A 13,205-nucleotide genomic window follows, 5' to 3' on the forward strand; every position below is an offset into this window, starting at 1 on the left:
GGGTGACAATGTTCGGATCACGGGGGAACTGATCGTACCGATCGCGATGGAAGAGGGTCTGCGGTTCGCGATTCGCGAGGGCGGCCACACCGTGGGCGCCGGCGTGGTGACGAAGGTTATTGAGTAGCAGTCCGCGGGCCGGAAAACTCCGGCCTTGCGATGCAGCGCCGCTCCCCGCGAGGAGCACAGGACACCTGAAACGGAGCTTCAACCATGGCGAAGACTTCGAGCATCCGGATCAAGCTAAAGGCGTTCGATCACGAGATCCTGGACCGTTCGTGCCAGAAAATCGTTGAGACCGCCGAGAGGACTGGCGCCCGCGTGGCGGGTCCGATCCCCCTGCCGACTGAAAAGCGCGTCCACTGCATTGTGCGCCCCACGGCCCTTGGCCGGAGTTCGCGAACCATGGAGCATTTCGAGATGCGGGTGCACAAGCGGTTGGTGGACATTCTCGACTCCACCGCGCGGACGGTCGACGCCCTGATGAAGCTCGACCTGCCCGCAGGCGTTGACGTGTCAATCAAGACCACAGCGGGCTAAGCCCACGCCCCTCTCGGACACCGGATCAGCCGGCGCTGCCGATGGGCGATACGAGCGGTGACTGATATGGCGAAGACGATTCTCGGTAAGAAAATCGGGATGACGCGCATTTTCGAGCCCAATGGGGTCGAGGTTGCCGTCACCGTTGTTCAGGCCGGGCCCTGCACAGTTGTGCAGCGCAAGACCACGGACGTGGACGGGTACGAGGCCATGCAGCTTGGCTTCGAGGAACGCAAGCGCAGCCGGACTAACGCGCCACTTACCGGTCATTTCCAGAGCCGCAATGTGACCCCGAAGAGGTATGTGCGCGAGTGCAGGCTGAAGGACGGGGAGGGCTACGCCCCCGGCGACCAGGTGAAGGTGGACATTTTCAAGACCGGCGATGTGGTAGACATCGTGGGCACGAGCAAGGGAAAAGGTTTCGCCGGTGGGATGAAGCGCCACGGCTTCAAGGGCGGCCCCGCAACACACGGTTCCAAGGTGCACCGCGCTCCGCAGTCCAGCGGTGCGACCGACGCGGCCCGCGTTTTCAAAGGTACGCGCAAGCCCGGGCAGATGGGGAATGCGCGCGTCACCGCCAAGGGCCTGAAGATTCTGGAAGTCGACCCCGAAGCGAACCTGCTGGTCATCAAGGGCTCAGTTCCCGGCAGCAACGGTGGTCTGCTGATCATCACGGGCCGCGAGTAGTCACGAAGGGAAGAGTTGGCAATGCCTAACATGGCAGTTTACGACATGGCCGGGGCGAAGACGGCGGACTTGCAGGTTCCCGATGAGCTTCTCGGCCTGCCGTTCAACCCAGACCTGGTGCGTCAGGCCGTCGTGGCCGTGGACCACGCGCGGAAGAGGCGCTGCGGCAAGTCTATCCGCAGGGACGAAGTGGATATGACCGGCGCGAAGTGGTATCGGCAGAAGGGCCTGGGCCGCGCTCGCCATGGCGCACGCAGCGCTCCGAATTTCGTGGGCGGCGGCAAAGCGCACGGCCCCACGGGCGAACAGGGCACCCACAAGATGCCCAAGCGCATGCGCCGGAAGGCAGCGGCGGTCGCACTGTCCGAGAAGGTGCGGGACGGTAATGTTACCCTTCTTGAGAAGATCGAACTTGAGAACATCAGCACCCGGCAGTTCGTGTCCATCCTGAACGCACTCAAGTTGAGCGGCAAGGTGCTCATGCTGCTGAGCAGCGCGGAAGCGCGGGATGAGGTGCTGTATAAGAGTTGCCGGAATGTCGCCGATCTCACGGCCCGGGAAGTGCCGCATTTCAACACCCGAGACATCGTGCTGGCGGACGAGATCGTGATTACCCGGGCTGCGCTGGAGCAGCTGATGAAGGGTGGCGCGGACAGTGCTGAATAGCCAGGACATGAACCGTTACCGCAGCATCATCCTGCAGCCTATCGTGACCGAGAAGTCCATGGAACAGTCCGAGGAGCTGCACAAGTACCACTTCCGTGTGCACCCCGACGCCAACAAGGTGGACATCCGGCACGCGGTTGAGACCCTTTTTGGTGTGCGAGTGACCGACGTAAACACGATGATGGTGCGTGGCAAGAGCCGGCGGCGGAGCTACCGCTACCGCACCGGGAAGACCGCGCGCTGGAAGAAGGCCATTGTTACGCTTCGGCCCGGCGACCGCATCGAGGTCATCGAGACAGGTTAGCGGCACGCGTCTTGACCACGGACAGCTTGATGTCCAACAGGAGTGTTCCTGATGCCGATCAAAGAGCATAACCCAACTACCCCGGGAAGGCGTGAATACGCCACCGTCGACACTTCGCATCTGGATAAGAAGAAGCCGGAGCGCGCGCTGCTGTCCCCGCGGAAGAAGTCGGCCGGCCGCAACAACCAGGGCCGCGTGACGACGCGGTTCCGCGGTGGCGGCCACAAGCAGAAGATTCGCGAGATCGACTTCAAGCGTGACAAGGACGGTATCCCTGCGCGGGTTGCAGCGTTGGAGTACGATCCCGGCCGGACCGCGCATATCGCGCTGCTGCATTACGCGGACGGCGAGAAGCGCTATATTCTCGCACCCGAGGGCCTGAAGAAGGGCGACAGCGTGGTTTCGGGCCCCAATGTCCCGGCGCGTCTGGGCAATGCTCTGCCCATCGCCAGCGTTCCGGTGGGTACGGTTATCCACAACGTCGAGCTAACCCCGCAGCGCGGCGGACAGTTGGGGCGGAGCGCCGGCACCGAGATCCAGTTGGTGGCCAAGGAAGGCAAGTATGCCCACCTGAAGCTTCCGTCTGGTGAAGTACGGCTGGTGTCGGTGCAGTGTCGGTGCACCATCGGTCGTGTGGGCAATTCTGAGCACGGCAATATCCAGGATGGTAAGGCCGGTCGGCGCCGTTGGCGTGGACGGCGGCCTCACGTCCGCGGCGCAGTGATGAACCCGCGCGACCATCCACATGGCGGCGGCGAGGGCAAGGCGCCTATCGGTATGGACAGTCCGCGGAGCCCGTGGGGTTGGAAGACCCTGGGTCGCAAGACCCGGAACAACCGCAAGCCATCGACCAAGTACATCGTTCGGCGCCGCAAGACCTGATTGCGGGCGTCTTGAGCCCGGACAGCGCTGGGCATTGAGACAGGCAGTATCCTGGAGGATCAGCAATGGCACGCTCAATGAAGAAGGGTCCGTACTGCGACCCCAAGCTTCTGGCGAAGATCGAGAAGATGAACGACGCGGGCGAGAAGAGGATCATCCGCACCTGGTCGCGGCGTTCGACGATCTTCCCAGACATGCTTGGACATACTATCGCAGTGCACGACGGCCGCAAGCACGTGCCGGTTTACGTGACGGAGAACATGGTGGGTCACAAGCTCGGGGAGTTCGTGCCGACCCGCACGTACCGTGGCATGCGCCCGTCGCGCTCTGAGCGGACCAGCGGCCGGTAGGACAAGAGTCCGGGCTGCTCACCTGTCCGGTTACCGGACCTGGCAAAGGAGTTTACCCAAGGATGGAAGTACGAGCGATCTCCAAATGGGTGCGCAAAGGCCCGCGCAAGGTGCGGGGCTACGCGGAACTGATCCGGGGCAAGACGCCGCAGCAGGCTCAGGCCATTCTGGGCGCTGTGGCCAGCCCGTCGGCCCAGGCGCTGCTGAAGACTCTGAACTCCGCCATCGCCAACGCGGAGAACAACCATGACCTCGACCCGGAGGACATGGTGGTCAGCAAGGCCTTCGTGGACGGCGGCTTCACGATCCCGCGCATGATTGCCCGGGCCCGTGGACGGGGCGACCGTATCCGCAAGCGGACCTGCCACATCACCGTCGTGCTGAGCGATGAACAGGGAAAGGACGAGTCGTAGCTTCGACTCGGTACCCCTCATCGGGGAGTGACCTGAATGGGACAGAAGGTACATCCATACGGCCTGCGGCTGGGCATCATCCGCCAGTCTCGGAGCACCTGGTTCGCGGAGGGCAAGAAGTACCGCGAGCAGCTGATTGGGGACTTGAAGATTCGTCAGTTCCTTGAGAAGGAGCTGCTGAACGCCAGCGTCTCCAACATCGCCATCGAGCGTGCCGCGGATAACATCTCCGTCACCATCGAGACCGGCAAGCCCGGTATCGTCATCGGTCGCGGTGGCCGTGACGTTGAGAAGCTGCGGCAGAAGGTGGAGAAGGTCGCCGGCCGGCGTGTGCGCGTGAACGTCGAGGAGACGAAGGACCCCGACACCAATGCAGCGCTGGTGGCCCAGAACATAGCCCGTCAGATCGAACGGCGCGTGTCGTACCGCCGCGCGATGCGCCAGGCAATTGACCGGGCCATCCGGATGGGCGCGCAGGGGATGCGGTGCACGGTGAGCGGACGCCTGCAGGGCGCCGAGATCGCCCGCACCGAAGCTCTCGGCCCCGAGGGTCGGGTGCCGCTGCACACACTCCGCGCGGATGTGCACTTCGGCTTCGCGGAGGCCCGGACCGGCTACGGCAACATCGGCGTAAAGGTCTGGATCTACAAGGGCGACATTTTGCCCCCGCGCAAGGTCAAACAGTCCGACATGTACGTGCCTGAAGAGACGGCGGAAGCGCCGGTCGAGGATGTAGTGGCCGAGGGCGCGATCGAGGATGTGGCACCATCGGTGGAAGCGGCTTTCGAGACGCCCGTCGAGGCCGAAACACCAGCCGCACCGGAGACCGCTGAGGCGCCGACCGAGAGCGTTGCGCCGGCCGATGAGCCCGCAACCGAACCCGAGCCGGAACAGGGACAGTGATCCAAACATGTTGATGCCCAAGCGCACGAAACACAGGAAGCACCACCGTGGCCGCCGCACGGGGATTGCCCGACGCGGAGCCACGCTGAACCAGGGCGAACACGGCCTCCAGGCGCTGGAACCGGGCTGGATCACCAGCCGGCAGATTGAGGCAGCGCGTGTGGCCATCACCCGGACCGCTGCTCGCGGCGGTAAGCTTTGGATCCGGATTTTCCCGGACCACGTGGTGACGGAGAAGCCGCCAGAAACCCGCGGTGGTAAGGGTAAGGGTTCGCCGGCTTACTGGGTCGCCGTGGTGAAACCGGGCCGGATCATGTTCGAGGTCGCAGGCTTGCCGCGTGAACTGGCACGTGAGGCGCTGCGGAAAGCTGCTCACAAGTTGCCGATCGCTGCGAAGATCGTGTCTCGGGAGGAGGAGTAACCATGCCTGATGACGCCAAGACCACCACAGACTTTTTGGGCCAACTGAGGGACTCCACCGACGCCGAGCTTGAACTTCGCAAGGCGCACATCATGGAGAGTCTGTTCAATCTGCGATTCCGGCTGGCTTCCGGACAGATCGAGGACCCCAAGCGCGTGAACAAGTACCGCAAGGCAATCGCGCGAATCAACACCATCCTGCGGGCGCGTGCTCTCGGGATTGAGAAAGAGGGGTCCCGCTAAGGGGTACCGGCCATGAGTGACAAAGTTATCGCAACCCGCGAAGGCGTCGTCGTCAGTGACAAGATGGACAAGACCGTGGTCGTTGCCGTGGAGCGCCTGACCCGGCACCCGCTTTATGGCAGGGTTCTGCGCCGGACGCGGAAGTTCAAGGCACACGACGAGCGCAATGAGTGCCATACCGGCGACAGGGTGCGGATTCAGCACTGCCGGCCGCTGAGCAAGGACAAGTCGTGGCGCGTTATCGAGATTGTGGAGCGCGCGAGGTAAGGGGTCCTTACCAAAGCCGCGTCTCTGGAGGTAAAGCAGTTGCCTGCTTTCAACACAGACCAGATCAGAAACCTTGTCCTGGTGGGACACCGCAGTTCGGGCAAGACGAGTCTTGCTGAAGCCGCGCTGTTCCTGACAGGTGCTGTGGATCGCCTCGGCTCGACGGACGCCGGGACGGCAACCACGGACTTTGTGCCGGAGGAGAAGGAACGGAACCTCTCCATCTCCCCAGCACTGTGCTACGTTCAGCACGGCGGCGGGAAGACAAATATCATCGATGCACCCGGCTACGCCGAGTTCTACTCGGAAGTCATCCCGTGCATGTGGGTCGCGGACACCGCGGTGCTGGTGCTTGACGGTGTCGCCGGTGTCGAGGTCATGTCCCGCAAGGTCTTCGGGAACGCGGTCAACAGCAATCTTCCCGTGATCGCCGTGGTGAACAAGCTCGACAAGGAGCACTCCAGCTTCTCGGCGGTTGTCGACCAGATGAACGAGAGCCTGCCGGGTTGCCGTGCGGTGCCGGTCCAGCTTCCCGTGGGCGATCAGGCCAGCTTCAGCGGCGTCATTGATCTGGTGTCGATGAAGGCGTACATCGGCGAGGGCAAAGGGGTTCAACCATCGGCAATTCCCTCGGAGCTTGCTGCTGATGCGGAGGCCGCTCGCGCCGCATTGATCGAGGAAGTCGCTGGTACCGACGAGGAACTGATGGAGAAGTTCTTCGAGAACGATTCCCTTACGGACGAGGAGCTCATTGGTGGTCTGAAAGCAGCCCTGAACTCGGGATCCCTGGTTCCCGTACTGGCGAGTGCGGCCACCAAGTGCATCGGCGTTGCGGCGTTCCTCGATTTCGCCCGCAACGTGGTCCCTTCTCCGGCGGAGCGTCCGGCCTGGATAGGTAAGAAGCCGAACAGTGACGAGACCGTGGAGATCACTGCGGATCCATCCGCGCCGATGCGCGCAGTGGTTTGGAAGACCATGCGGGACCCGTTCGTCGGGCGGCTCTCTCTGGTGCGCGTCCTGTCGGGTACGCTGAGCAGCGACGGGCAGGCTGTTACGGTTCGCACTGGCAGCCGTGACCGCCTGTCGGGCCTCACGCTGATCCGCGGCAACCAGACCCAGGATGTGGATCGGGTCGCGGCCGGCGACATGGCGTGTATAGCGAAACTGGAGACGACGCTGACCGGCGACACTCTGTGCGATGCGAATGCCCAGGTCATCGTGGAGATGCCGAGTCTGCCCGAGGGGATGCACTCGGCTGCAATGTCCGCTGAGTCCCGCGCTGACGAGGACAAGCTCTCCGGCGCCCTGGCCCAGATTGCCGAGGAAGATATCGGCTTCACCTATGAGCGCATCGCCGAGACTGGCGAGTTGATCGCCCGGGGGTTCGGTCCGCTGCACCTTCAGATCATCAAGGACCAGCTCCTGCGCAAGTTCAAGGTCAACGTAACCCTTGGCGCTCCCGAAATCCCGTACCGCGAGACGGCGCGCAAGTCTGTTCGGGTGCAAGGTCGCCACAAGAAGCAGACCGGTGGCCGCGGCCAGTTCGGCGACGTGTGGCTGCGGCTCGAGCCTCTACCCCGTGGTGGAGGGTTCGAGTTCGTGGACGAGATCAAAGGCGGGACGGTTCCGACCCAGTTCATCCCGGCTGTCGAGAAAGGCGTCCGGAGCGCTATGGCGGCCGGCCCGTTGGCGCGGTATCCAGTGGTTGACATCCGCGTGATCCTTGATGACGGCAGCTCACACCCGGTGGACTCATCAGATATGGCCTTCCAGTTGGCGGGCCAGATCGGGTTCCGCAAGGCCATGGAGGAAGCCGGCCCCACGCTGCTGGAGCCAGTGGTCATGGTCGAGGTCACCTGCCCTGAGAGCATTATGGGCGATGTCATGAGTGACTTCAGCAGCCGGCGCGGCAGGTTGCAGGGCACCGAGGCTGCGGGTGGCGCAATGCAGATCGTCCGGGCTCTGGTTCCGTTGTCGGAGATGTCGACATACTCGTCCGACCTGACTTCGATGTCTCAAGGCCGCGCGAGCTTCAGCATGGAGTTCTCGCATTACGAGGAAGTGCCGAACCAGGTGCAGGAAGAGATCGTCGCGCGGCGCAAGGTCGCCGAGGCAGCCGACGAGTAGACGGGCTGGTGCGGTTGGCGTTTCCGCCGGCCTGACAAGTAGCGGTTCGATATATTCGTCCACGAGGACTATAGCGATGATCCAGCACATGACTCGACTAAAAGTGGCGGACAACTCTGGCGTCCAGGAAGTGGGCTGCATCCGGGTGATGGGACGCGGACAGAACGTCTACGGTTCTCTCGGAGACCAGATCGTCTGTTCGGCCAAGCAGGTGACGCCGCAGAGCCCGATTGCCAAGGGCAGCGTCCTGAAGGGCGTTATCGTCCGGTGCAAGCAGCCTGTAAAACGGGCGGACGGCACCGAGATCAGGTTCGACGACAACGCTGTCGTCATCGTGGACGACAATGGGAACCCGCGGTGCACCCGTGTCTTCGGTCCTGTGGCCCGCGAGCTGCGTGACCGCAAGTTCATGCGGATCGTCTCGCTGGCCGAGGAAGTCGTCTGACCGCGCGCACTACTCTTGACTGGCCCGCCGGCACACAGGGAGAAGAGCAGGATGCAGAAGAACAAGCTAAACATCAAGAAGGGCGATGAAGTGCTGGTGATCGCGGGTAAGGACCGCTCGACCCGGCACCACCCCAGGCGGGGGCGTGTCATCAGCGTCATGCCCGACAAAGAGCGCATCTTTGTTGACGGGGTCAACATCATCAAGCGCGCGGTGCGTGCTTCGCAGAAGGTTCGGCAGGGCGGCATTGTGGAGTCCCCTGGCCCGATCCATGTGTCCAACGTGATGCTGATCTGCCCGTCGTGCGACGCGCCGACCCGGATTGCCAACAAGCGCAATGACAAGGGCCAGCCCGTTCGCTACTGCAAACGCTGCAAGGCCGCAATCGACGAGTAAGCACTGTCGAACCCAGCCGCTCGCGCGGCGCAAGAACGTCGCGGACGACGGCGGCAAGTGAAAGCGCAGGGGAACATGATGGCTGAAAAGCCTAGACTCAAGGAAATGTACGAAACCGAGTTGCGCCCGAAGCTCATCGAGCGGTTCGGTTTCCGCAACGTGATGCAGGCGCCGCGTCTGGTGAAGGTCTGCGTGAACATGGGCATCTCGGAGGCGAAGTCGGGCCCCGAAGCCGGGCAGATCATGGAGACGGCGATGCGGGAGATGGCTCTCATTACCGGGCAGCGGCCGTGTATTACCCGGGCCCGCAAGTCCATCGCATCGTTCCAGGTTCGCGCCGGCGCAATGGTCGGTTGCCGCGTGACTATCCGCGGGGCCCGGGCCTGGGAGTTCCTGGACAGGCTGTTCAACATCGCTCTGCCGCGCATCCGCGACTTCCGCGGATTGCCCCGGAACAGCTTTGACGGCCGCGGGAACTACAGTCTGGGCATCAATGACCAGCTGATATTCCCTGAATTGAACTATGACGACGTGAAGACCCAGCGCGGCATGGACATAACCATCGTAACGACGGCCCGGACCGACGAGGAAGCCCAGGCGTTCCTCGAGGGTCTTGGCCTTCCGCTGGCCCGGCCCGAGGGGTAGAGCGAGCAAGGCCGGCGCGGGCGCACCGTCCGCGCAACCATCAGGAGGCACGCAGCGTGGCACGCAAATCGTGGATTGCGAAACAGAAGCGGGAACCGAAGTTCGCTGTGAGAGCATACAACCGGTGCAGTCTGTGCGGACGCCGGCGGGCTTACATGCGCAAGTTCGGCCTCTGCCGGATATGCTTTCGGGAGAACGCCCTGGCGGGGAACATCCCGGGGATTACGAAGTCGAGTTGGTAGTCGGTCCGTGGGCGATACGCCCTGACGCGGGAGTTCCCGCAGCAACCTTTGACGGATTCAGGCCGTTTGTTGCATGCCCAGCATAGGGCCCAGCAGGAGGAACTGGCATGGCTGCCGTTAGCGACCCCATCGCCGACATGCTGACGAGAATTCGAAACGCCGCAGAATCGCGGCACACGAACGTGCGTGTGCCAATGTCGAAGATCAAGCTGGAGATCGCCAAGATCCTCCACGATGAGGGCTACATCCGCGGGTTCCAGCTCGTGGGCAAGGGCCGGGATCTTCGCATCCGGTTGAAGTACGATGATCATCGCCAGCCCGTGATCAAGGGGCTCAAGCGAGTGAGCAAGCCCGGCCGGCGCGTGTACTGCGGGAAGGAAGAGCTTCCCCGGGTGCTCGGCGGTCTCGGCATCGCCATCGTTTCCACGAGCCAGGGCGTGCTGACCGCGCGCGAGGCTCGGCGGCGCGGTATCGGCGGCGAAGTGCTGGGCTTCATCTGGTAGTAGGCTGTACGTTCGCGGAATACACGAAACTTCGGATCGGGAGCGAGTCTCGATGTCTCGAGTAGGCAAGAATCCCATACCCATCCCTGACAAGGTCAAGGTCGAGGTTGAGGCCGGCAACGTGGTGAAGGTCAAGGGCCCTCTGGGGCAGCTTGAGCAGCAGCTTGCACCCGAGATCGAGCTCACGATCGCCGACAATACCATCACCCTGACGCGGAAGAACGAGACCCGCGAGGCACGGGCGTTGCACGGGCTTTCCCGCGCGCTCGTAGCGAACATGGTTCATGGTGTCAGTGAGGGCTTCGAAAAGCGCCTTGAAATCCAGGGCGTCGGCTACCGGGGCGACATGGAGGGCAAGAACCTCAAGCTGCGTATCGGTTTCAGTCACGAGGTTCTGGTCCAGCCGGCGGAGGGCACTGAGATCAGCACTCAGGGCCAGCAGGTCATCATTGTCAAGGGCTGCGACAAGCAGGTCGTGGGGCAGGTGGCCGCCAACATTCGCAAGGTTCGCCCGGTGGAGCCCTACAAGGGCAAAGGCATTCGCTACGCGGGCGAGAAGGTGCGGCGGAAGGCCGGCAAGTCGGCCAAGGTCGGCGGCTAGTAGAGATACGCGCAGGCAGGGCTCCGGGTTGTTGTGGTGCACCTGGGGCCCGGCGGCAGCGGCCGATTAGTCCGGCCGTTGCTGCGGCGCTGGAAATCAGAGGTGTAGACAGTGAGTACCGAAAGAGATCGCACCAAGAGCCGTATGAAGCGCCATGCGCGTATCAGGCTGAAGGTAGCCGGCACCGCCGAGCGGCCCCGGCTGTGCGTTACGCGGAGTCTTGACCACACCTACGCCCAGATCATCGACGACCGCGCGGGCCGAACGCTGTGTGCGGCGTCCACCCGTGAGGCGGGGGTGAGTGATGAGAACGGGCAGACCGGGAACATCGCTGCCGCTGCGAAGGTAGGGGCGCTGGTGGCCCAGCGCGCTCTGGAGAAAGGCATCACCTCAGTGGTCTTTGACCGCTCGGGCTGGCCCTATCACGGCCGGATCAAGGCTGTTGCAGAAAGCGCGCGCGAGGCCGGTCTGAAGTTCTAACTGGCGTTCTGGTAGTACAAGCACAGGAGTGGACCTGATGGCTAACGGCAAAGTGAAAGTTACCCTCACAGGCAGCCACTGTGGCTGCACCCAGCCCCAGCGCGCAACGCTGCGCGCCCTGGGTCTGCGGAAGCGGGATGACTCCCGGGAGCACAACCTCACGCCTGTGGTCAAGGGCATGATCGATAAGGTTAAGCACCTGGTAGAGGTCAATCCGATCAGCGAGTAACCCCCGGTGGCGCACAGCGCCCCCGGCAGACGGGAGCACATTCATGGACTATCAGAGCCTCGACGGAACAAAGCGGAAAGACGGCAAGCGGGTCGGCCGTGGCCACGGCTCGGGGTCCGGCAAGACCAGCGGACGCGGCCAGAAAGGCCAGAAGGCCCGGACCAATACGGCGCCGGGGTTCCAGGGCGGGCAGAACCCCCTGTACATGCGGCTGCCGACCCTGCGCGGTATCAGCAATAAGTCCCACAATATCGGCATCTTCCGCAAGCGGTTCGCCATCGTCAATGTGGCGACGCTGGCCGGCTTCGAGGCGGGTACCGAGGTGACCCCCGAACTCCTGGTGGAGACCGGGGTGGTCAAGAAGCTGCTGGATGGCCTGAAGATTCTGGGAGAGGGTGAGCTGGACCGCGCCCTCACCGTCAAGGCCAACGCCTTCAGCGCATCGGCCCGTGCAAAGATTGAGAAAGCCGGCGGCACCGCCGAGGTGATCTGACGATGAAAGAGCGACTCGCCGGGCTTGCCCAGGCGCTGAAGCTGCCCGATGTGCGCAAGCGCATCATGTTCGTCATGTGGATGTTTGCTCTCTACGTGGCGTGCGCGCACGTGCCCCTTCCCGGAATTGACAAGGAAGCCCTTGCGCAGTTGTTCAGTGGCGGCGGGTTCGGGCTGGGCGAGATCCTTGACACCTTCGCCGGCGGGTCACTCAAACGGTTCTCGGTCTTTGCGCTGGGCATCATGCCCTACATCAATGCCTCGATCATCTTCCAGCTGCTGGTAATGGCCATCCCGTCCCTCGAGGAACTGCAGAAAGAGGGCGAGTACGGCCAGCGCAAGATCAACGCCTGGACGAAGTACCTGACGGTCGCTCTCGCCATGCTCCAGGCGTTCGGGATGATCAGTTGGTTCCGCGCGGGACAGGCGTTCGTGGGCGGCCCGTTCATGGTGGTTTTCGACGTGCTGATGATGGCCGCGGGCACGTCCTTCCTGATGTGGATGGGGGATATGATCACGGAGCGCGGCATAGGTCAAGGCGTGAGCCTCATCATCTTTGTGGGGATCATGACCCGGATGCCGCAGGACGTGGCCCAGACTATGACTATGTGGGCCAACGAACAGATCGGGATTGCGAACATCGCTTTCCTCGCGCTGATCTTCGTGGCCACCATCTACGGTATCGTCAAAGTGCAGCAGGCGCAGCGGAAGATACCGGTGCAGTATGCCAAGCGAATCAAGGGCAATAAGGTCTATGGCGGGCAGAGCAGCTTCCTGCCAATCCGAGTGAACCAGGCGGGCGTGATCCCGATCATCTTCGCGATCTCCATCGCCCTGTTCCCGGCGACCATCGCCCAATTCATCGGCAACCCGGATGTGGTGAAGAGCATCAGCCGCATCGGGATCAGCGAGGACGCCATCAGCAACACGTTGTTCGCGGTGGTTCAGTTCACGACGCCGGGACGCAACGGTTTCGCGACGCTCCTGTACTTTATCCTGGTCGTCCTGTTCACGTACTTCTACACCGCAGTCACCTTCAACCCGGAGCAGATAGCGGAGAACCTTCAGAAGAACGGCGGTGCGGTGCCGGGCATCCGGCCGGGGGAACGGACCCGCGACTACCTCGACAAGATATTGTTCCGAATAACGCTGGCGGGAGCGTTGTTCCTGGGCGTCATCGCCGTGATGCAGTATTACGTGGGCACGATTACGGGTGTGGAAACCTTCACACTGGTTGGCGGAACGTCCCTGCTGATTGTGGTCGGCGTGGCGCTGGACACCATGCAACAGATTGAGGCCCAGCTGCTGATGCGCCACTACCAGGGCTTCCTGGCGTAGGCGACGGCGCGCAGGCGCCTGGAACGGAGATA

Annotated in this window: 23 protein-coding genes; all 23 read left to right on the plus strand. The window is 62.9% G+C overall.

Going from position 1 to position 13,205, the window contains the following annotated elements; translation table 11 throughout:
* On the plus strand, positions 1-127 hold a 127-nt coding region (gene tuf, locus HPY44_15885), incomplete at its 5' end, for an elongation factor Tu (protein NSW57489.1).
* Between the two features lie 86 nt (positions 128-213).
* Positions 214-540, plus strand: coding sequence for a 30S ribosomal protein S10 (gene rpsJ / locus HPY44_15890; protein ID NSW57490.1), 327 nt, complete (start codon positions 214-216; stop codon positions 538-540).
* A 66-nt stretch (positions 541-606) separates the two neighbouring features.
* On the plus strand, positions 607-1,227 hold the full coding sequence (rplC, locus tag HPY44_15895; protein NSW57491.1) for a 50S ribosomal protein L3: 621 nt from the start codon (positions 607-609) through the stop codon (positions 1,225-1,227).
* A gap of 21 nt (positions 1,228-1,248) precedes the next feature.
* Positions 1,249-1,893, plus strand: a complete 645-nt coding sequence (gene rplD, locus HPY44_15900; protein ID NSW57492.1) for a 50S ribosomal protein L4 — start codon at positions 1,249-1,251, stop codon at positions 1,891-1,893.
* Between the two features lie 7 nt (positions 1,894-1,900).
* Positions 1,901-2,197: a 50S ribosomal protein L23 gene (gene rplW, locus HPY44_15905; protein ID NSW57493.1), complete on the plus strand. Its 297-nt coding sequence runs from the start codon at positions 1,901-1,903 to the stop codon at positions 2,195-2,197.
* Between the two features lie 51 nt (positions 2,198-2,248).
* Positions 2,249-3,079 carry a 50S ribosomal protein L2 gene (rplB, locus tag HPY44_15910; GenBank protein ID NSW57494.1) on the plus strand — a complete coding sequence of 277 codons (831 nt, stop codon included), beginning with the start codon at positions 2,249-2,251 and terminating at the stop codon, positions 3,077-3,079.
* 65 nt (positions 3,080-3,144) lie between these two features.
* The gene (gene rpsS, locus HPY44_15915; GenBank protein NSW57495.1) at positions 3,145-3,429 is read left to right on the plus strand and encodes a 30S ribosomal protein S19; all 285 of its coding nucleotides are present in this window, start codon (positions 3,145-3,147) and stop codon (positions 3,427-3,429) included.
* Between the two features lie 62 nt (positions 3,430-3,491).
* On the plus strand, positions 3,492-3,842 hold the full coding sequence (gene rplV, locus HPY44_15920) for a 50S ribosomal protein L22 (GenBank protein ID NSW57496.1): 351 nt from the start codon (positions 3,492-3,494) through the stop codon (positions 3,840-3,842).
* Positions 3,843-3,878: 36 nt separating this feature from the next.
* Positions 3,879-4,745: a 30S ribosomal protein S3 gene (rpsC, locus tag HPY44_15925; protein ID NSW57497.1), complete on the plus strand. Its 867-nt coding sequence runs from the start codon at positions 3,879-3,881 to the stop codon at positions 4,743-4,745.
* 7 nt (positions 4,746-4,752) lie between these two features.
* Positions 4,753-5,166, plus strand: a complete 414-nt coding sequence (gene rplP, locus HPY44_15930; protein ID NSW57498.1) for a 50S ribosomal protein L16 — start codon at positions 4,753-4,755, stop codon at positions 5,164-5,166.
* Between the two features lie 2 nt (positions 5,167-5,168).
* Positions 5,169-5,408, plus strand: a complete 240-nt coding sequence (rpmC, locus tag HPY44_15935) for a 50S ribosomal protein L29 (protein NSW57499.1) — start codon at positions 5,169-5,171, stop codon at positions 5,406-5,408.
* 12 nt (positions 5,409-5,420) lie between these two features.
* Positions 5,421-5,675, plus strand: a complete 255-nt coding sequence (gene rpsQ / locus HPY44_15940; GenBank protein NSW57500.1) for a 30S ribosomal protein S17 — start codon at positions 5,421-5,423, stop codon at positions 5,673-5,675.
* A gap of 39 nt (positions 5,676-5,714) precedes the next feature.
* Positions 5,715-7,802, plus strand: coding sequence for an elongation factor G (locus HPY44_15945; protein ID NSW57501.1), 2,088 nt, complete (start codon positions 5,715-5,717; stop codon positions 7,800-7,802).
* Between the two features lie 76 nt (positions 7,803-7,878).
* A complete protein-coding gene (gene rplN / locus HPY44_15950) occupies positions 7,879-8,247 on the plus strand; it encodes a 50S ribosomal protein L14 (GenBank protein ID NSW57502.1) in 369 nt (122 codons plus the stop codon).
* Between the two features lie 51 nt (positions 8,248-8,298).
* Entirely contained in the window at positions 8,299-8,643 is a 345-nt protein-coding gene (locus HPY44_15955; protein ID NSW57503.1) for a 50S ribosomal protein L24, read from the plus strand.
* Between the two features lie 78 nt (positions 8,644-8,721).
* Positions 8,722-9,288, plus strand: coding sequence for a 50S ribosomal protein L5 (gene rplE / locus HPY44_15960; GenBank protein NSW57504.1), 567 nt, complete (start codon positions 8,722-8,724; stop codon positions 9,286-9,288).
* Positions 9,289-9,344: 56 nt separating this feature from the next.
* Positions 9,345-9,530, plus strand: a complete 186-nt coding sequence (locus HPY44_15965; GenBank protein NSW57505.1) for a type Z 30S ribosomal protein S14 — start codon at positions 9,345-9,347, stop codon at positions 9,528-9,530.
* Between the two features lie 107 nt (positions 9,531-9,637).
* A complete protein-coding gene (rpsH, locus tag HPY44_15970) occupies positions 9,638-10,033 on the plus strand; it encodes a 30S ribosomal protein S8 (GenBank protein NSW57506.1) in 396 nt (131 codons plus the stop codon).
* Between the two features lie 52 nt (positions 10,034-10,085).
* Complete coding sequence (gene rplF, locus HPY44_15975) at positions 10,086-10,634, plus strand: 50S ribosomal protein L6 (GenBank protein NSW57507.1); 549 nt, start codon at positions 10,086-10,088, stop codon at positions 10,632-10,634.
* A gap of 111 nt (positions 10,635-10,745) precedes the next feature.
* The gene (locus tag HPY44_15980) at positions 10,746-11,114 is read left to right on the plus strand and encodes a 50S ribosomal protein L18 (protein NSW57508.1); all 369 of its coding nucleotides are present in this window, start codon (positions 10,746-10,748) and stop codon (positions 11,112-11,114) included.
* 37 nt (positions 11,115-11,151) lie between these two features.
* Complete coding sequence (rpmD, locus tag HPY44_15985; GenBank protein NSW57509.1) at positions 11,152-11,343, plus strand: 50S ribosomal protein L30; 192 nt, start codon at positions 11,152-11,154, stop codon at positions 11,341-11,343.
* Positions 11,344-11,386: 43 nt separating this feature from the next.
* The gene (gene rplO / locus HPY44_15990; GenBank protein ID NSW57510.1) at positions 11,387-11,836 is read left to right on the plus strand and encodes a 50S ribosomal protein L15; all 450 of its coding nucleotides are present in this window, start codon (positions 11,387-11,389) and stop codon (positions 11,834-11,836) included.
* 2 nt (positions 11,837-11,838) lie between these two features.
* Positions 11,839-13,173, plus strand: a complete 1,335-nt coding sequence (secY, locus tag HPY44_15995; protein ID NSW57511.1) for a preprotein translocase subunit SecY — start codon at positions 11,839-11,841, stop codon at positions 13,171-13,173.
* Positions 13,174-13,205 lie beyond the last annotated feature (32 nt).

It is taken from the genome of Armatimonadota bacterium (genome assembly GCA_013314775.1).
In the GTDB taxonomy this organism is placed as follows: domain Bacteria; phylum Armatimonadota; class Zipacnadia; order Zipacnadales; family JABUFB01; genus JABUFB01.